The sequence below is a fragment of the Variovorax sp. VRV01 genome, assembly GCF_014852545.1.
GTDB lineage: Bacteria > Pseudomonadota > Gammaproteobacteria > Burkholderiales > Burkholderiaceae_C > Variovorax > Variovorax beijingensis_A.
This window is the reverse complement of sequence record NZ_JACVBS010000002.1, coordinates 61,476-79,134: the sequence shown is the minus strand read 5'-3', so window position 1 is coordinate 79,134 and position 17,659 is coordinate 61,476. Positions and strand designations below refer to the sequence as shown.

Here is a 17,659-nt window from a genome sequence, read left to right as displayed (position 1 = left end):
GCTTGCACCGCATCCACCGCCTTCGTCCGCCACCGCAACCACCTACCGGAGAGACACATGGACCGATTTGGCATTCACCTGGAGCCGCTGAACGCAATGCTTTACCAGGTCGGGGCCTTCGTGCCCCGCCTCGCAATTGCATTGGTGGTGGTGCTTGCCGGCTGGCTCATCGCCAAGACCGCGCGCTTTGCGGTCACCAAGGCGCTGCGCGCGATCAACTTCAACGTGCTGACCGAGCGCGCGGGCCTGGACAACTTCCTGCGCCAGGGCGGATGGCCGGGCGACACCTGCAGCCTCTTCGGCGTGCTGGCCTATTGGCTGGTGATCTTTGCGGCGCTGCTGCTGGCCTTCAACGGCATGGGCCTGAGCTACATCGCCGACCTGCTCGGGCGCGTGGTGTGGTTCGTGCCGAACCTCTTCGTGGCCCTCCTGGTGCTGGCCTTCGGTTCCTACTTTGCCCGCTTCGTGGGAGAGGCGGTGTCGAGCTACTTCCGGGGCGCGCAGATGCGCGACGCCATGCTGCTGGGGCAGATCGCGCGCTATGCGGTCATGGCCTTCGTCATCCTGATCGCGCTGGACCAGGTCAAGGTGGGCGGTGACATCGTGCGCGAAAGCTTCCTGGTGATCCTGGCGGGCGTGGTGTTCGCGCTGGCGCTGGCCTTCGGCCTGGCCGGCAAGGACTGGGCGGCCGAGCAGATCGAGCGCTGGTGGCCGCGCCTGCCGAAGGACAGCAACAACAGCGGCGCGGCCAGGCCCAAACCGAATCCGCTCGACGAGCGCCCGCCGCGCTGAAATTTTTATCTCCCACATCCCATTTGATGACACGCAGCAGCCAACGCAATCCGATCTCTGCCGTCTGGCCGGGGCGCCCCTATCCGAGGGGCGCCAACTGGGACGGGGAGGGCGTGAACTTCGCGCTTTTCTCCCAGCATGCACAAGGGGTGGACCTGTGCCTGTTCGACGACAAGGGCCGCCATGAAATCCAGCGCATCCCGATCCGGGAGCGCACCGACGGCGTGTGGCACTGCTACCTGCCCGAGGCCCGCCCTGGCCAGGCCTACGGCTATCGCGTGCACGGCCCCTACAAGCCGGAAGAGGGCCATCGCTTCAATCCGCACAAGCTGCTGGTCGATCCCTACGCGAAAGACCTGGTGGGCGAGCTGCGCTGGGGCGATGCGCTCTACGGCTACACGGTCGGCAGCAAGCGCGAAGATCTCTCGTTCGACCGCCGCGACAGCGCACCGCTCGTGCCCAAGGGCCGCGTGCTGGAGCCGGCCTTCACCTGGGGCGACGACCGCCGGCCCTCGGTGCCCTGGCAGGACATGGTGATCTACGAGCTGCACGTGCGCGGCTTCACCATGCGCCACCCCGACGTGCCGCCCGAACTGCGCGGCACCTACGGCGGCCTGTGCTGCGCGCCCGTGGTCGACTACCTCAAGCGCCTGGGCGTGACCACCATCGAGCTGCTGCCGGTGCACAGCTTCCTCAATGACCGGCACCTGGCGGAGAAGGGGCTGCAGAACTACTGGGGCTACAACTCGCTGGCCTACTTCGCTCCCGAGACGCGCTACAGCGCTTCGGGCAAGGTGAAGGAATTCAAGACCATGGTGAAGACGCTGCACTCGGCCGGCATCGAGGTGATCCTGGACGTGGTCTACAACCACACCTGCGAAGGCAACCAGCTCGGGCCCACGCTCTCGATGCGCGGCGTGGACAACGCCTCCTACTACATCATCAACGCCGAGCACCGGCGCTACTACGACGACTTCACCGGCTGCGGCAACACCGTCAACCTGGAGCATCCGCATGCGCTGCAGCTGGTGATGGATTCGCTGCGCTACTGGGCCGAGGAAATGCATGTCGACGGCTTCCGCTTCGACCTGGCATCGGCATTGGCACGCGAGGCCGGCAAGGTCGAGAACCTGGGCGGCTTCTTCGACGCCATCCGCCAGGACCCGACCCTCAACCGCGTCAAGCTCATCGCCGAGCCCTGGGACCTGGGCCACGGCGGCTACCAGGTGGGCAACTTCCCGCTCGGCTGGGCCGAATGGAACGACCGCTACCGCGACGGCATGCGCGGGTTCTGGAAAGGCGATCCGGGCGTGATCGGCGAGGTCGGCAAGCGGCTCACCGGCTCGGAAGACCTCTACGGCTGGTCGGGCAAGCGGCCCAACGCGAGCATCAACTTCATCACCGCGCACGACGGCTTCACGCTCAACGACCTGGTCTCCTACAACGACAAGCACAACGAGGCCAACGGCGAGGACAACCGCGACGGCAGCAACCACAACATCTCCTGGAACTGCGGCGCCGAAGGGCCGGCGGAGGACTCCGAGATCGCGGCGCTGCGCGAGCGCCAGAAGCGCAACCTGCTGGCCACGCTGCTGCTGTCGCAGGGCGTGCCGATGCTCCTGGCCGGCGACGAGCGCGGCCACACGCAGAACGGCAACAACAACGCCTACTGCCAGGACAACGACATCAGCTGGATCGACTGGACGCCCACGCCCGAGCGGCAGGCGCTGATCACCTTCGTGGAACGCACCATCGCGCTCCGGCGCGCCCATCCTTCGTTCCGGCGCCGCAGCTTCTTTGCCGGCAAGCCCTCGGAGGCCGAGAGCGTGACCGACGTGGTCTGGCTCCGGCCCGACGGCGCCGAAATGCGCCCCGAGGACTGGAGCGACGCCAACGCGCGCTGCCTGGCGATGTACATGTCCGGCGGCGGCATTGCCGACCGCGGGCCGCGCGGCGAGGCGCTGCACGACGATGATTTCCTGGTGCTGTTCAACGCGCACCACGACGAGATTTCATTCACCCTGCCGCCCGCACCCTACGGCGCATGGCGGCTGCTGCTCGACACCGCCAGCGGCACCCCGCCGCCCGCCACGGAGGACGTGGCCGCGCTCGCGCCCGCCTGGTCCGAGCCCGCCTATCCGCTGCAGTGCCGCTCGCTGGTGGTGCTGAGCCGGCCGGACGTGCGGCCATGACGTGCAGCCGCATCCACCGCATGCCGTTCGGCGCCACGCTGCGCGCCGATGGCGGCGTGGACTTTGCGCTGTGGGCGCCGGCCATGCACGGCGTCACGCTGGTGCACACGCCGGCCGGCGGGAAGGAGGCCCTGCACGCCATGGCGCAGGACGCGGACGGCTGGCACCGCCTCACGCTCGCCGAAGCGCGCGCTGGCGACCTCTACGCCTATCGGCTGCCCGACGGCACCACCATGCCCGACCCGGCCTCGCGCTTCAATCCGCAGGACGTGCACGGCCCGAGCCAGGTGGTCAATCCGGCCCGCTACGCATGGGCCGACACCGCCTGGCGCGGCCGCCCGTGGCACGAGGCCGTGGTCTACGAACTGCACGTGGGCACCTTCACCGAGGAAGGCACGTTCCGGGCCGCGCGCGAACGGCTCGGCGAGCTGGCGGAGCTGGGCATCACCGCGGTCGAGCTCATGCCGCTCGCGGATTTTCCCGGTGCGCGCAACTGGGGCTACGACGGCGTGCTGCAGTTCGCGCCCGATGCCAGCTACGGCACGCCCGATGAGCTCAAGGCCCTTGTCGACGCTGCGCATGCGCTGGGCCTGATGATGCTGCTCGACGTGGTCTACAACCACTTCGGGCCGGAGGGCAACTACCTGCATGCATGCTGTCCCGAGTTCTTCGATGCGAGCGAGCACACGCCATGGGGCGCGGCCATCAACTTCGACGGACCGGGCTCGCGCACCGTGCGCGACTTCTTCATCCACAACGCGCTGTACTGGGTGGAGGAGTTCCATTTCGACGGCCTGCGCATGGATGCGATCCACGCCATTCGCGATTCATCGCCCAGGCACATCGTGCAGGAGATCCGCGAGGCGCTGAACGCCGGGCCGGCACGCGAGCGCCAGGTGCACCTGGTGCTGGAGAACGACGCCAACCAGGCCTCGCTGCTGGCGCGCGACGGCAACGGCCTGCCCGTGGCGGGCACGGCGCAGTGGAACGACGACCTGCACCACGCCGCGCACGTGCTGGCCACCGGCGAGCGCGACGGCTACTACGCCGACTATGCAGACGACGCCGCGGCCCGCTTCGCGCGCGCGCTGGCCGAAGGCTTCATCTACCAGGGGCAGCCCTCGGCCTTCCGCGGCGGGGAGCCGCGCGGCGAGCCCAGCACGCAGCTGCCGCCGGTGGCGTTCGTGTCCTACCTGCAGACCCACGACCAGGTCGGCAACCGCGCGTTCGGCGAGCGCATCCATGCGCTGGGCGATCCGGCGCTGGTGCGCGCCGCGCTGGCCTGCGTGCTGCTGTCGCCGCATGTGCCCATGTTCTTCATGGGCGACGAATTCGCGGCGTCGTCGCCATTCCTGTACTTCTGCGATTTCGGCCCCGAGCTGGCCTCGGCCGTGGCCGAAGGGCGCCGCGCGGAGTTCGGTCGCTTCGCGGCCTTTGCCGACAAAGCCGCACGCGCGCGCATTCCCGACCCCAATGCGGAGCAGACCTTCCAGGCCTCGAAGCTGCGCTGGCGCGAGCGCGGCACGCGGGCGCATTTCGCGCAGCTGTGCGAGGTGCAGCAATTGCTCGATGCGCGCCATCGCCTGCTGGTGCCGCACCTGGCCGGTACGCACGGCGCGGGAAGCCATGGCTGCGAAGAGGGGCTGGTCCGGGTTCAGTGGAAGCTCTCGGGCAAGCGTCTTCATCTGCTTGCGAACCTTGGCGCGCAGCCTGCGGTGGAAGCCGCCGCGCCTGCGGGCATGGTGCTCCACAGCCGGGGCGCCGCGGCCGTTGCCGCGGGCCTGCGGCTCGAGCGCGGCGCCGTGCATGCCACGCTGGAGGACATGGCCGGTGGCTGATCCGGGTCATTGGGCTCACGATGTGCTGGAGCGCCTGTGCCGGCACTACGGCATCTCGGCGGCCTACCACGACGCCTTTGGAACGCTGCGCCATGCAACGCCTGAGAACCTGGCCGCGCTGCTGGCCGAGTTCGGCGTGCAGCCCGGTGCCGCAGTCGGCGAAGAGGCCGATGCGTCCTCCGCGTCCGCCATGCCGGCGGCGCAGGTGGTGCAGGCGCATGCATCGCACTGGTCGCTGCAGCTGCCGCAGCGCTCAGGCAGCCTGCGCTGGCGGCTGCGCGACGAGCAGGGGCTTGTGCGCCAGGGCGAAGCCGATGCGCAGCCTTGGCCACACGGCAGCTGCACGCTGCAGCTGGCCGAGCCGCTCGCGCCCGGCTACCACTGGCTGCATATCGACGGGCTGGCCGGCGAGACCATGCTCATCGCTTCCCCCGGCCGCTGCTACCGCCCAGCCGCCGTGCAGGATGGCGGCCGCGTCTGGGGGCCGGCGCTGCAGCTCTATGCGCTGCGCTCGGCACGCAACTGGGGCATCGGCGATTTCGGCGACCTGGAGGCGCTCGTCGACCGCATGGCCGGGCAGGGCGCCGACCTGATCGGCCTGAATCCGCTGCATGCGCTGTTCCCGACCGATCCGCCGCGCGCCAGCCCCTACAGCCCCTCGTCGCGGCAATGGATCAACGTGCTGTACGTCGACGTCGAGGCGGTCGAAGACTTCGCCGCCTGCGAGGCCGCGCGCCGGCACGTCGAATCGCCCGGGTTCCAGGGCCGGCTCGCGGCGCTGCGGGCCGCGCCGCTGGTCGACCATGCCGGCGTGGCCGCCGCCAAGTTCGAGGTGCTGGAGCTGCTGTTCGAGCATTTCCGCGCGCGGCATCTTTCGCCGGCCGGCGCTCCCGATGCGCGCGGCGAGGCCTTCCTGGCCTTTGTCTCGGCGCAGGGCGAGCCGTTGCACCAGCACGCCTTGTTCGAGACGCTGCAAGCCCACTTCGCCGCCGCCGATCCGCAATGCTGGGGTTGGCTCGCCTGGCCTGAAGCCTACAGGCAGGCGGATTCGCCCGAGGTGCAGGCCTTCGCGGCCGAGCAGGCCGAGCGGCTGCAATACCACCAGTACCTGCAATGGGTGGCCGAACGCCAGCTTGCGCGCGCGGGCGAACGCTGCAAGGCGCTGGGCATGGGCATCGGGCTCTACCTGGACCTGGCTGTTTCGGTGGACCGCGGCGGCTCCGACGCCTGGGCCGCGCGGCACTGCTTCGCGGTCGGCGCGAGCATTGGCGCGCCGCCCGACGAGTTCAATCCGGCCGGGCAGAACTGGGGCCTGCCGCCGCTGCGCCCCGACCACCTGCGCACGCACCACTACCAGCCCTTCGTGCAGATGCTGCGCGCCAACATGCGGCACGCCGGCGCGCTGCGCATCGACCACGTGATGGGGCTGATGCGCCTGTTCTGGATTCCGCCGGGCCGCTCGCCGCACGACGGCGCCTACGTGCGCTACCCGGTCGAGGAGATGCTGGCCATCGTGGCGGTCGAGAGCCACCGGCATCGCTGCATGGTGGTGGGCGAAGACCTGGGTACGGTGGAAGACGCCATGCGCGAAGCGCTCGCACGCGCCGACGTGCTCTCCTACCGGCTGCTCTATTTCGAGAAGCAGCAGGGCGGCGGGTTCACGCCGCCTGCGGACTATCCGGCGGCCGCGCTGGTGGCCATCAGCACGCACGATCTCGCCACGCTCGCGGGCTGGTGGTCGGGCCACGACCTGCGGCTGCGGCTGGCGCTCGGGCTCTTCCCCGAACCCCGGCTGCTCGATGCGCAGCTGCTGGACCGCGCGCAGGAACGCATCCGGCTGATGCTGGCGGTGCGAGAGGCGGGGCTGCTCTCCGCCGACGAGGCGGCACAGGCGCTGTCGCTCGCAGTGCCTTCGCCGCGCGTCATGCAGGCGGTCCATGCCTTTCTTGCCGCGGCGCCGTCGGCGCTGATGGTGTTCCAGCTCGAGGACGTGGCCGGCGAGGTGGAGCAGGCCAACATGCCCGGCACCACCGACACGCATCCCAACTGGCGGCGCAAGCTGGCGCCCACCGTGCAGGAGCTCGCGGCGGGCGATGCGATGCGGCGGCTCACGGAACAGCTGCGCGCGGCGCGCCCGCGCCGCAGCGTGGGCGCGGAAGCGGCGCCGCCCTTGCTGCAGGCGCGCGTGCCGAGGGCCACCTACCGGCTGCAGTTCCACCAGGGCTTCGGCTTCGACGATGCCATCCGCGTGCTGCCTTATCTGGCGCAGCTCGGCGTGAGCCATGTGTATTGCTCGCCCATCCAGCGCGCGCGCGCGGGCAGTACGCACGGCTACGACGTGGTGGCCCATGCCGAGGTCAACCCCGAGCTCGGCGGCGCCGAAGGCTTTGCGCGCTTCGTCGCGGCGCTGCAGGCGCACGGCCTGGGGCAGCTGCTCGACATGGTGCCCAACCACATGGGTGTGCTCGGTGCCGACAACGCCTGGTGGATGGATGTGCTGGAGAACGGCCCGGCTTCGCTGTTCGCGCATCACTTCGACATCGACTGGCAGCCGCTCAACAAGGAGCTGGCCGGCAAGGTGCTGCTGCCGGTGCTCGGCGGGCACTATGGCGAAGTGCTTGCTGGCGGGGAGCTGGTGCTGCACTTCGAAGCGGCGCAGGGCAGCTTCGCGCTGCGCTATTTCGACCACCGGTTTCCGCTGGTACCCGAAAGCTATCCCGTGGTTCTCGGGCAAGCGCTGCAGCATCTGAAGGACCCCGCGCTCGCGGCGCAGCTCGCCAGCTTGTCGGCGGCCTTCGGCCATCTGCCGGGCCGCCGCGCGCAGACACCTTCGGAGTGCACCGAGCGCGTGCGCGACAAGGAGCTCTTCAAGGCCCGCCTCGCGCATCTGGCCGAGGCGCATCCGTCGCTCGCACGCGCCGTGCTGGCGGCGGTGGCGGAGTTCAATCTGGCCTCGGACGAGGCGCGCGACCAGCTTCACCGGCTCATCGACCTGCAGGCCTACCGGCTCGCCTACTGGCGCGTGGCGGCCGACGAAATCAACTACCGGCGCTTCTTCGACATCAACGACCTGGCGGCGGTGCGCATGGAGCGCGACGAGGTGTTCGAGGCCACGCAGTCCTTCGCGCTCGACCTTGCTGCGGCCGGCGTGGTGGACGGCTTGCGCATCGACCATCCCGACGGTCTGTACGACCCCGCGCGCTACTTCCGGCAGTTGCAGGAGGGCTATGCGCGCCGCGCGGGCATCGTGCTGCCGGCCACCGGACCCGACGGCCGGCCGCCGCGCCCGCTGTATGTGGTGGCCGAGAAGATCGCGGCCTCGGAAGAAGAGGTGCCGGTCGAATGGCATGTGCACGGCACCACCGGCTACCGCTTTGCCAACGTGGCCAACGGCGTGCTCGTGGACACCGCCGCAGCCGACGCCTTGCGGCAGGCCTGGCACGGCTTCACGGGCGAGGCGCAGGACTTCGATTCGGTGGCAAGGTCCGGCAAGCGCGAGGTCATGCGCAGCGCGCTGTCGTCGGAACTCAACGTGCTCTCCGCCGAACTGCTGCGCATCGCGCGGGCCGACCGCGGCACGCGCGACTACACGCTCAACGCGCTGCGCCGCGCGCTCGCGGAAGTGGCAGCCTGCATGCCGGTCTACCGCACCTACATCGTCGACGCGCCTTCCGCGCAGGATGCGCATTTCATCGACGCCGCCACCGAGGCCGCCGAGCGCCAGAGCGTCGATGCCGACCGCTCCGTCTTCGCCTTCGTGCGCCGCTCGCTGCGCGGCGAGGCCGCGGCCGCACATGCGCCACCGGCGCTGGCCGAGCGCGTGCGCCGGTTCGCGATGCGCTTCCAGCAGTTCAGCGCGCCGGTCGCGGCCAAGGGCGTGGAGGACACTTCGTTCTACCGCTACTTTCCGCTCAGTTCGCTCAACGAGGTCGGCGGCGAGCCCGACCAATTCGGTTTCGACGTGCCAGAGTTCCATGCATTGAGCGCCGACCGCGCACGGCACTGGCCGCACACCATGCTCGCGACCTCCACGCACGACAACAAGCGTTCGGAGGAAGTACGCAACCGCATCGACGTGCTCTCCGAAATGCCGGGCGAGTGGCGCGACGCGCTCGCGCGCTGGCACGCGCTGTGCCGCGGCGGCGAGCCGGCGGACGCGGCGCCTTCGCGCGCCGACGAATACCTGCTCTACCAGACCCTGCTCGGCACCTTGCCCTTCGGCGGCCTGGATGCCGCCTCCGCGCCGGCCTACGCCGCGCGCGTGTGGCAGTACATGCAGAAGGCCGCGCGCGAAGCCAAGCTCCACACGCGCTGGACCCAGCCCGACGCACCGTACGAGGCGGCGCTCGAGGGCCTGGTGCAACGGATCCTGTCGGACTTGTCGGAGGGCGGCTGCCTTGCGGACATCCAGCGCATGGCCAATCGCCTCTCATGGTTCGGCGCGTGGAACGGCTTGACGCTCACGCTGCTGAAGTACGCCTCGCCGGGCGTGCCCGATCTCTATCAGGGCAGCGAACTCATCGACCTGAGCCTGGTCGATCCCGACAACCGCCGCCCGGTGGACTATGAACTGCGCAGCCGGCGGCTCGACGAACTCCAGGCGATGGCGGGCGGGCCCGATCTTGCCGCGCGTGTGCAGTCGCTGGCAAAGGCGCCGCACGATGGCCGCGCGAAGCTCTGGTTCATCTGGCGGCTGCTGTCGATGCGGCGCGAGCATGCGGAGCTGTTCCGCGAAGGCAGCTATGAAGGGCTCGCGGTCGAAGGACCGCTGGCGCGGCACGTGGTGGCCTTTGCGCGCAGGCACGAAGGGGAGACGCTGGTGGTGATGGCCGGGCGGTTGTTTGCCGGGATTGCGCGCATGGGGTCGGATGGTGTGCCGGCACTCCCCGATGCGGATGCGTGGCGAGGGACGAGGGTGGTGCTGCCTGAGGGTGTCGCAGGCAGGGAGTGGGAGAGCCTGCTGAGCGGGGAATCCCTCAGGATCCATGGCGGCGCCGTGCCGCTCGAAGAGGTGTTCGGCTGCGTGCCTTGGGCGGCATTGAGACCGGAGAATCCGATTCGCTAGGCCGGCCGCCTCGCCCTTCGAGCGCGGGCCTTTGAACTATCGCCCTAATTGACGAATATCAACCCAGCGATCGACACTGCCGGAAAGGGCCAAACCCGCGAGGAGACCAAGATGATGTTCAGCTTGAGCCAACTGTGCCGCCGCGGCCTGTTGCGGCAGAAGGATGCGCTCCTCCTGATGACCACCTTGATGGCACTGTCGTCCTGGCTCGTGTTCTGGTTCGGCGAATGATCATCGCGCGGCGGCGATGGCCGCGGCCGCCGTGTCCGGGGCCTGCGGCCGTGTGCTTTCAAAGCCCGTAGTACTTGTCCACCGTCCCGCTGTACGCATCGTCGTACTCGGGCACGCGGTCGCTCGCGTACTTCGGCGCACCCTCGATCTGCGCCTTGGTCAACGGCACCACGTAGCCGTCCTGCGAGGTGTCGTACTTCAGCATGGACCAGGGGATCGGATAGCGGTCCGTGCCCATGCCCAGGAAGCCGCCGAACTCCAGCACGGCATAGCGGACCTGGCCCGAGATCTTGTCGATCATGAGTTCATCGATGCTGCCGAGCTTGTCTCCCGATGTGTTGTAGACGGATGTCCCCTCGACACGCTCTGACGAAATAACTGGATTGGCGCTCACCATGGAAAAGTCTCCGGCCGCCATTTCTGGGCAATGGCGGCATAGATTGCAGTGCCCAGGATTGCAACTTTCGATCTAGAAAATTTCTGCCGCATCGGCCGGGAGACCGTCGTGTTGTAGGAGGCTGTCTGGCACCTCGCACGGCGTGAGGCGCCGCCTAATTCGGCAACTGCCGCGCCTTTTTTTCGCGTGCGCCAATGGCCCCGGAGGCCGCGGCGCGCACGATGCGCCTGAAGGTCGGGCATTCCATGTGGCTGGGCGCGGGGCAGGCGGCCGCGTGCCGCAGGCCGTCGCGCATGGCGCTCAGTTTGCGGATGGTGCGGTCGAGCTCGTCCGCCTTGGCCGCGAGCATCTGCCGGTCGATGCGCGGCCCGCCCTCGGGCGCGAACATGCGCGCGATCTCGTCGAGCGAGAAGCCCGCGGCGCGTCCCACGGCGATCAGCGCCAGGCGTTCCAGCACGCCGGCATCGAACAGGCGGCGCAGGCCGCGCCGGCCGCTCGAGGCGATCAGTCCCTTGTCTTCGTAGAACCGCAGCGTCGATGCGGGAACGCCCGATTGCCGTGCCACTTGGGCGATGTCCAAATGTTGTGCCGCCACCTCTTGACCTCAAGTCGACTTGAAGTTGCACAGTCTAGCTTTCGCCGGACAGACAAGCCAAGGACAAACCATCATGGACATCACGCAACAGCAACACAACGAACAAGCCGCCCTCTGGAATGGCCGCGGCGGCCGCGCCTGGGTCGACGCGCAGGAGTCGCTCGACCAGCTGTTCGCGCCGTTCGAGAACCTGCTCGTGGACGAGGCGCGCGCCGCGTCCGCGCGCCGGGTGCTCGACGTCGGCTGCGGTACGGGCGCCACCACGCTGGCCATTGCACGGGTGCTCGGCGCGGCAGGGCATTGCGTCGGTGCCGACATCTCCGAGCCGATGATCGCCGCGGCCCGCGCGCGTGCCGAACAGGCGGGCGCGCCGGCAAGCTTCATCTGCGGCGACGTGCAGAGGCAGGCCTTCGAGCCCGCAAGCTTCGACCTGATCGTTTCGCGCTTCGGCGTGATGTTCTTCGACAGCCCGGTGCAGGCTTTCGCCAACCTGCGGCATGCCGCGAAGGACGGCGCCGCGCTCCGGGCCATCGCATGGCGCAGCGCCGCGGAGAACCCGTTCATGACCACGGCCGAGCGCGCCGCCGCGCCGCTGCTGCCGAACCTGCCGGCACGCAAGCCGGGCGCGCCGGGACAGTTCTCCCTTGCGGACCGCGATCGGGTTGTGTCCATCCTGGAGGAGAGCGGCTGGGCCGGCATCGACATCCGGCCGATCGATGTGGCGTGCACATTGCCCGAGAAGGCGCTGCATGGCTATCTCACGCGGCTCGGGCCGGTCGGCCTGGTTCTGCAGGATGCGGACGAGCGAACGCGCACACGGGTCATCGAGGCCGTGCGCGCGGCGTTCGAGCCTTATGTGCACGGCAGCGAAGTTCGCTTCACCGCCGCCTGCTGGATGATCGGTGCCCGGGCGCCGGCTGCGTAGCGGCAGCTCAGCCCAAAAGCCGCGGCACGCCCTGCACCGCAAGCGCCCCGATGATTCCCTGCGCAGTCACGCAGTGCCACATCAGCGCGGTGTTGTCGATGGTCGCGCGAGCCGCAGGCTGCAGCCGGCCCGACCACGAACGCACCAGCACATAGCCGCCCATCAGCATCAGCACCGCGATGTGGAAGGCCTGGTAGCCCAGCAGCATGCCGACCGATGCGCTCCAGCCCTGCGCGCGCGGATCGAGCCCGGCGAGCTGATGGCCGCCGATGTCGAGCGCCGCCGCGCCGGCAGCGCAGGCCATGGCCAGCGCAGCAAGCAGGCGCAGCCCGCGCTGGCGGCGCACATCGGCCGCGTGCAGCCTGCGTGCGGCCAGTGCCATGGCGGTCGAGCCGGCCGCAAGCAGGAGCGCCGCGCCCAGCGGCCAGCGCAGGGGCGGCAGCGCGGCACCGGGCGGCGGGCACACGTCGCTGGCCATCGACAGGTGCACGTGGGTGTAGAGCAGCGACACGAAAATCGTCATGTCCACTGCAATGAGCACGATCATGGCCCACCACGAGTGCGATGCCCGGCCATGCGCACCGACCGGCAGGTGCACGCCATGGCCGACGTCGACCGTCGCCACCGGCGGCGGACGGTCGGAGTCCCACAGCCAGCGCAGGATGCATGCGACCGCGATCACGCCGCAGGTCAACGCAGGCAGCGTCTGCGACACCGTGAGGAGCAGGAAGAAGCCCGCGGTGCCGGCCGCCGCCGCCAGCGGCCACCAGCTGTCGGTCGGCAGGCGCAGCAGGTGCATCGGCCGCGCGTCGCGCGGGCTGGTCACCAGCGTCTCGCGGCCGCCGAACACCGTGCCCGGCAGCCAGTGGCGACCGGCCTCCACTTCTTGCGGCAGCGCGGGTTGCCGCCACAGCGGATAGCGTGAATCCACCTGCGGAATGCTGCGCACGGCGTATTCACGCGGCGGCAGCCATTCGAGCGTGCCCGCGCGCCAGGGATTGCCGTGGTCCTGCCGGGGCCGGCGCAGCATGCGCGCCGCGTCCACCATGAAGAGCAGCACGCCGGCCGCGAGCGTGTAGGCGCCAACGGTCGACAGCATGTTGAGCGCGTTCCAGCCCAGATCGCCGGCATAGGTGTACACGCGCCGCGGCATGCCGAGCATGCCCGCGATGTGCATCGGGAAGAACGCCAGATTGAAGCCGCCGAACATCAGCCCGAAAACCCAGCGGCCCCAGCGCTCGGAAAGCCGATGGCCGTTGAAGACCGGCGCCCAGTAGTAGAAGCCCGCGAACACCGGAAACACCATGCCGCCGATGAGCACGTAGTGCAGGTGCGCGACGATGAAGTAGCTGTCGTGCGCCTGCCAGTCGAAGGGCAGCACCGCCACCATCACGCCGGTGAGGCCGCCCAGCACGAAGATGAAATGAAAGCCGAGCAGGAACAGCGTGGGCGCATTGAGCGTGACGCGGCCGCGCCAGAAGGTGGCAATCCATGCGAACATCTGCACGCCGCTCGGTATGGCCACGATGAAGCTCGCGGCCGACACCACCAGCAGCGAGAGGTTGCCAAGGCCCGCAGTGAACATGTGGTGCACCCACAGCGCGAAGCTCACCACGCCCACGCCGATGAGCGCGAGCACCACCGCGCGGTGGCCCACCAGCGGGGTGCCCGCGAGCGTGGCGACCATCATCGACACCATGCCGGCCGCGGGCAGGAAGATGATGTAGACCTCCGGGTGGCCGAAGAACCAGAACAGGTGCTGCCACAGCAGCGGATCGCCGCCGCGCGCGGGAATGAAGAAGGGCCAGTCGAACGCGCGCTCCAGCTCCAGCAGCATGGTGGCCGCGATCACGGCGGGAAACGCGATCACGATCATCAGCGCGGTGACCAGCATGGCCCAGGCGAAGATCGGCATGCGCATCAGCGTCATGCCGGGCGCGCGCGTGAACAGCACGCCCACGATCAGCTCGATGGCGCCCGCAATGGCCGAGATCTCGATGAACCCGATGCCCAGCAGCCACCAGTCGGCGCCGCGCCCCGGCGAGAACTCCTTGCCGGTCAGCGGCGGATACATGAACCAGCCGCCATCGGGCGATACGCCGAAGAACAGCGTGCAGAAGAAGGCGATGCCGCCGATGGCATAGGCCCAGAACGCATAGGCCGAGAGCAGCGGAAAGGGCAGGTCGCGCGCACCCAGCATGCCCGGCAGCAGGTAGATGGCCACGGCCTCGACGATGGGTACCGCGAACAGGAACATCATCACGGTGCCGTGCATCGTGAAGAGCTGGTTGTAGGTGCCCGCGTCGATCAGGTGGTTGTCGGGCACCGCGAGCTGCGTGCGCATCATCAGCGCGAGGATGCCGGCCAGCACGAAGAAGAGCATGGCGGTGGCGATGTAGAACACGCCGATGCGCGTGTTGTTCACCGCCGAGAGCTGCCGCCAGCCGACGGGCGGGCGCCACGCGCGCTCGAGCGCCTCGCGCTCGCCTGCGGGGCGCGGCTGCGCGCTGGTACGGCCTTCCTCGGGAACCTGCGCCGTCATTTCAGTTGCGCGAGCCAGGCCGCGATGGATTGCAGGTCGGCCTCGCCGATGCGATCGCCGGCGGAGGGCATGCGCGCGCCTGGCTTCAGCTGCTGCGTATGGGCCACCCATGCGGCGAGTTGCGCGGCATCGTTCGCCACGGTGCCGGCACCCAGATGCAGCCGGCTGCCCACGTGCGTGAGATCGGGTCCGAGGCGGCTTTGCTCGCTCACGCCGCGCACCGTATGGCAGGCGTTGCAGCGGTGCGCGAGGAAGGCCTCGCGGCCGCGTTCGATCTCGCGCGACGCCGCGGCCGCCGGCCTGGCCTGCGCTGCGAGCCAGGCATCGAAGGCCGCGGGTTCCTCGGCCACCACATGCAGCGCCATGCGCGCATGCTGCTCGCCGCAGTATTCGGCGCACTGTCCGCGCCAGGTGCCGGGCCGGTCGGCCTGCAGCAGCAGGTGCTGCACGCGGCCGGGCAGCATGTCCATCTTGCCGCCGAGCGAAGGCACCCAGAAACTGTGGATCACGTCGGCGCTGCCAAGGCCGAAATAGATTGGCCGGCCGACGGGAATGCGGATCTCGTTCGCGGTGACGACCTCGGCGCCGCTGGCGGCGTCGCGATAGCGCACCTCCCACCACCACATGTGGCCCGTGACGCCGACGATCAGCGCACCGGGCGGTGGAATGGGCCGCCACGGCGGCCGGTGGAATTCGCTGTAGGCGAAGAGCGCCGAGAGCACTACCGTCGGAAACGCGAGACCCCCGCCGAGCAGCCACCGGCGCGTGCTCACCCCGTCGCCCCCCGGGCGGGCAACGGCGAGCACGAGCAGCAGCATGACCCCGGCGAAGATCACCGCGCCGCCCACCGCCAGCACGCCGCTCACTTCGAGCAGCGATTGCGCAACGGGGCCGGCGGCCCGCAGGGCGGATTGGGATGCGCCCTCGCTCGCCGCGTTCATTTCTCGAGCGCGAGCAGGTAGGCCGCCATGTCGCGCGCGTCCTGGGGCGAGACGCCCATCGCGGGCATGGTGGTGCCCGGCACCATGGCGGCCGGCGCCACGATCCAGCGCCCCAAAGCGTCGGGGCCGTTCGGCACCTGGCCGGCAATGTAGCTGCGGCGGCCGAAGGCGGCGAGCGTGGGGCCGGTGCGGCCGCGCGCGGCCTGCACATCGGGAATGGTGTGGCAGCTTCCGCACTGGTATTGCGCCAGCAGCAGCCTTCCGCGCTCGCGCTGCGCGGGCGGCGCGCGCTCGAAGACGGGGCCGCTTTCTCCCGGCGTGCATCCGGCCGCGAGCATCGTCAGCAACAGCAGGGCGAGCGGACACACGGCAGGGCATGAGGGGGCGGCCACCATGCCGCGATTCTGCGGATTGGAATGCGGCTTGCGCCGACACGGCGGCGCTGGTGCGCGTCGGACAATGCCGCCAATTGAATGCTGCCGATGGGTGCACCCAAGACCGTCCTGCTGACTGTCGCCGCGCTGGGCCTCGCGGGCGCGGCAGCGGGCGCGCTGGTGGTGTATGGCGGCCTGTACGACGTGGCGGCCACGCAGCAGCATTTCCAGCCGGTCTATTCGCTGCTGGAAACCGCCATGCACCAGTCGGTGAGGATGCGCGCGCGCAACATCGAGCCGCCGCGGCTCGACGACGAGCGGCTGGTGATGCGCGGCGCGGCCTGCTTTCGCGACAAGTGCGTGCAATGCCATGGCGCGCCGGGCGTCGCGCAGGGCGACATCGGGAAGAGCATGCAGCCGCTGCCGGGACCGCTGGTGGATGCGCGGCACCACTGGAAGCCGCGCGAACTCTACTGGCTGACCAAGCACGGCATCCGCATGAGCGGCATGCCGGCCTGGGAGTTCAGGTTGTCCGAGGAAGACCTGTGGTCGGTGGTGGCGTTCATGGCGCGCCTGCCCGAGCTCACGCCGCAGCAGTACGCCGAAGCAACGCGCGCGGAGCCCTCCCGCGCGCAGGGCGCAGTGGCGCGGCCGGCATGCGGGCCGGCAGAGAGCGCCGCACCGCTGCGGGTGGCCGATGCGCAGCGCGGCGCGCGCGCGCTGTACCAGTACGCATGCAGCGCCTGCCACACGATCCCGGGCATCACGGGCTCGTCGCCGAACGTGGGGCCTCCGCTCGCGGGCATGGGCGGCCGTTCGCTGATCGCGGGAAAGCTCTCCAACACGCCGGACAACATGGTGCGCTGGCTGCGCCATACGCGCGAGGTGGATCCGCTCACGGCCATGCCGGAGATGGGCGTGTCCGAGCAGGACGCGCGCGACATCGCCGCCTACCTGGCGGCGCTGCGCTGAGCCTTTCTAGAATTTGGCCGCGTTGCGTTCGTCGTCGACCGTGGCAATGCGCAGCCGGGCCCGCTCGTGCTTGATGACGAGCTGCGCGCACCGCTCGCGCATGGAAGGATCCGTAGGCTGCTGCTCGCTGCAATCCACGAGAAGCTGCGACTCGTCGAAGTCGAGCCCATGAAGAACCTCCTGGCCATGCGAATTGATGGCCAGGAGGTTGTCGGCCGACAGCTGGGCGCGCAGGGCTTCGGAGATGGCGAGCGTCTGCAAGGGCTTCACCGCTTCTCGGGTCCGGTGCCGGGGGCTGTGCGCCACTGCTTACTTCTTCATCGCCTTGATGTCGGCCTTGCCCTTGGCCTCGGTGGCCTTGGCTTCCTTCACGCAGGCGTTCTTGGCGTCGCCCTTCTGGTCGTCGCACTTTTCCTTGGCGATCGCATAGGCCGCTTCCACCTTGGCTTCGGCCACCTTGCGCGCGTTGCTGTCGCTGGGCTTCTGCTTCTGGTCGAGTTCGGCCTTGGCAATCTTTTCCTTGCCCTTGGCTTCTTCGATGCAGACGTCCTTGGCGTTGTCCTTCATGGCATCGCATGCCGCCTTGTCGGCCTTGTAGTCGGCCGCGATTTTGTCGCGCGCGGCCTTGTATTCGGCCATGGCCGGATCGGTGGCCGCCGCAGGAGGCGTGTTCACTTGCGCATGCACCTGGACCACCGCCATGCAGGAGGCTGCGGCACACATCAATAGCAGTTTCTTCATGGTTGAACTCCTTGACACCGGTGGTTTTTCTTGCAGGGGGAAGATCCGGCGTCC

Annotated in this window: 14 protein-coding genes; 7 read left to right on the top strand and 7 right to left on the bottom strand. The window is 69.3% G+C overall.

The window, feature by feature from the left end:
• Nucleotides 1-57: 57 nt before the first annotated feature.
• The 5 genes from IB278_RS04060 to IB278_RS04040 are packed head-to-tail and all read left to right on the top strand — an operon-like array spanning nucleotide 58 to nucleotide 10,118.
• Complete coding sequence (locus tag IB278_RS04060; protein ID WP_192322700.1) at nucleotides 58-792, top strand: mechanosensitive ion channel family protein; 735 nt, start codon at nucleotides 58-60, stop codon at nucleotides 790-792.
• Between the two features lie 26 nt (nucleotides 793-818).
• Complete coding sequence (glgX, locus tag IB278_RS04055) at nucleotides 819-2,984, top strand: glycogen debranching protein GlgX (RefSeq protein WP_192322699.1); 2,166 nt, start codon at nucleotides 819-821, stop codon at nucleotides 2,982-2,984.
• Nucleotides 2,981-4,822, top strand: a complete 1,842-nt coding sequence (gene treZ / locus IB278_RS04050; RefSeq protein WP_192322698.1) for a malto-oligosyltrehalose trehalohydrolase — start codon at nucleotides 2,981-2,983, stop codon at nucleotides 4,820-4,822. The genes glgX and treZ overlap by 4 nt, the downstream gene beginning before the upstream one ends.
• Nucleotides 4,815-9,887: a malto-oligosyltrehalose synthase gene (locus IB278_RS04045; RefSeq protein WP_318646667.1), complete on the top strand. Its 5,073-nt coding sequence runs from the start codon at nucleotides 4,815-4,817 to the stop codon at nucleotides 9,885-9,887. Before treZ ends, IB278_RS04045 begins: the two co-directional genes overlap by 8 nt.
• 48 nt (nucleotides 9,888-9,935) lie before the next feature.
• Complete coding sequence (locus tag IB278_RS04040; RefSeq protein WP_192322697.1) at nucleotides 9,936-10,118, top strand: hypothetical protein; 183 nt, start codon at nucleotides 9,936-9,938, stop codon at nucleotides 10,116-10,118.
• A 58-nt stretch (nucleotides 10,119-10,176) separates the two neighbouring features.
• Here the strand turns inward: IB278_RS04040 and IB278_RS04035 are convergent, their stop codons facing one another.
• Nucleotides 10,177-10,515 carry a PRC-barrel domain-containing protein gene (locus IB278_RS04035; RefSeq protein ID WP_145743189.1) on the bottom strand — a complete coding sequence of 113 codons (339 nt, stop codon included), beginning with the start codon at nucleotides 10,513-10,515 and terminating at the stop codon, nucleotides 10,177-10,179.
• A gap of 154 nt (nucleotides 10,516-10,669) precedes the next feature.
• Complete coding sequence (locus tag IB278_RS04030; protein ID WP_145743191.1) at nucleotides 10,670-11,110, bottom strand: helix-turn-helix domain-containing protein; 441 nt, start codon at nucleotides 11,108-11,110, stop codon at nucleotides 10,670-10,672.
• A gap of 73 nt (nucleotides 11,111-11,183) precedes the next feature.
• On the opposite strand from IB278_RS04030, the gene IB278_RS04025 reads away from it, so the two are divergent.
• The gene (locus tag IB278_RS04025) at nucleotides 11,184-12,035 is read left to right on the top strand and encodes a class I SAM-dependent methyltransferase (protein ID WP_145743192.1); all 852 of its coding nucleotides are present in this window, start codon (nucleotides 11,184-11,186) and stop codon (nucleotides 12,033-12,035) included.
• Nucleotides 12,036-12,042: 7 nt separating this feature from the next.
• Here IB278_RS04025 and IB278_RS04020 read toward each other — a convergent pair whose 3' ends face one another.
• The 3 genes from IB278_RS04020 to IB278_RS04010 are packed head-to-tail and all read right to left on the bottom strand — an operon-like array spanning nucleotide 12,043 to nucleotide 15,913.
• The gene (locus IB278_RS04020; RefSeq protein WP_192322696.1) at nucleotides 12,043-14,577 is read right to left on the bottom strand and encodes a cytochrome c oxidase subunit I; all 2,535 of its coding nucleotides are present in this window, start codon (nucleotides 14,575-14,577) and stop codon (nucleotides 12,043-12,045) included.
• Nucleotides 14,574-15,518: a c-type cytochrome gene (locus IB278_RS04015; RefSeq protein ID WP_192322695.1), complete on the bottom strand. Its 945-nt coding sequence runs from the start codon at nucleotides 15,516-15,518 to the stop codon at nucleotides 14,574-14,576. Before IB278_RS04015 ends, IB278_RS04020 begins: the two co-directional genes overlap by 4 nt.
• Complete coding sequence (locus tag IB278_RS04010; RefSeq protein ID WP_192322694.1) at nucleotides 15,515-15,913, bottom strand: c-type cytochrome; 399 nt, start codon at nucleotides 15,911-15,913, stop codon at nucleotides 15,515-15,517. The genes IB278_RS04015 and IB278_RS04010 overlap by 4 nt, the downstream gene beginning before the upstream one ends.
• An 87-nt stretch (nucleotides 15,914-16,000) precedes the next feature.
• Here IB278_RS04010 and IB278_RS04005 point away from each other — a divergent pair, with 87 nt between their 5' ends.
• Nucleotides 16,001-16,864, top strand: a complete 864-nt coding sequence (locus IB278_RS04005) for a c-type cytochrome (protein ID WP_225612708.1) — start codon at nucleotides 16,001-16,003, stop codon at nucleotides 16,862-16,864.
• Nucleotides 16,865-16,870: 6 nt separating this feature from the next.
• On the opposite strand, the gene IB278_RS04000 is transcribed toward IB278_RS04005, so the two are convergent.
• Nucleotides 16,871-17,134, bottom strand: a complete 264-nt coding sequence (locus tag IB278_RS04000) for a hypothetical protein (RefSeq protein WP_012747128.1) — start codon at nucleotides 17,132-17,134, stop codon at nucleotides 16,871-16,873.
• A gap of 39 nt (nucleotides 17,135-17,173) precedes the next feature.
• On the bottom strand, nucleotides 17,174-17,605 hold the full coding sequence (locus tag IB278_RS03995; RefSeq protein WP_145743202.1) for a hypothetical protein: 432 nt from the start codon (nucleotides 17,603-17,605) through the stop codon (nucleotides 17,174-17,176).
• Nucleotides 17,606-17,659: the final 54 nt, after the last annotated feature.

Coding starts and splice junctions, on each gene's coding strand:
- IB278_RS04060 (WP_192322700.1), top strand. CDS start 58: ATGGACCGATTTGGCATTCACCTGGAGCCGCTGAACGCAATGCTTTAC.
- glgX (WP_192322699.1), top strand. CDS start 819: ATGACACGCAGCAGCCAACGCAATCCGATCTCTGCCGTCTGGCCGGGG.
- treZ (WP_192322698.1), top strand. CDS start 2,981: ATGACGTGCAGCCGCATCCACCGCATGCCGTTCGGCGCCACGCTGCGC.
- IB278_RS04035 (WP_145743189.1), bottom strand. CDS start 10,515: ATGGTGAGCGCCAATCCAGTTATTTCGTCAGAGCGTGTCGAGGGGACA.
- IB278_RS04025 (WP_145743192.1), top strand. CDS start 11,184: ATGGACATCACGCAACAGCAACACAACGAACAAGCCGCCCTCTGGAAT.
- IB278_RS04020 (WP_192322696.1), bottom strand. CDS start 14,577: ATGACGGCGCAGGTTCCCGAGGAAGGCCGTACCAGCGCGCAGCCGCGC.
- IB278_RS04015 (WP_192322695.1), bottom strand. CDS start 15,518: ATGAACGCGGCGAGCGAGGGCGCATCCCAATCCGCCCTGCGGGCCGCC.
- IB278_RS04010 (WP_192322694.1), bottom strand. CDS start 15,913: ATGGTGGCCGCCCCCTCATGCCCTGCCGTGTGTCCGCTCGCCCTGCTG.
- IB278_RS04005 (WP_225612708.1), top strand. CDS start 16,001: ATGGGTGCACCCAAGACCGTCCTGCTGACTGTCGCCGCGCTGGGCCTC.
- IB278_RS03995 (WP_145743202.1), bottom strand. CDS start 17,605: ATGAAGAAACTGCTATTGATGTGTGCCGCAGCCTCCTGCATGGCGGTG.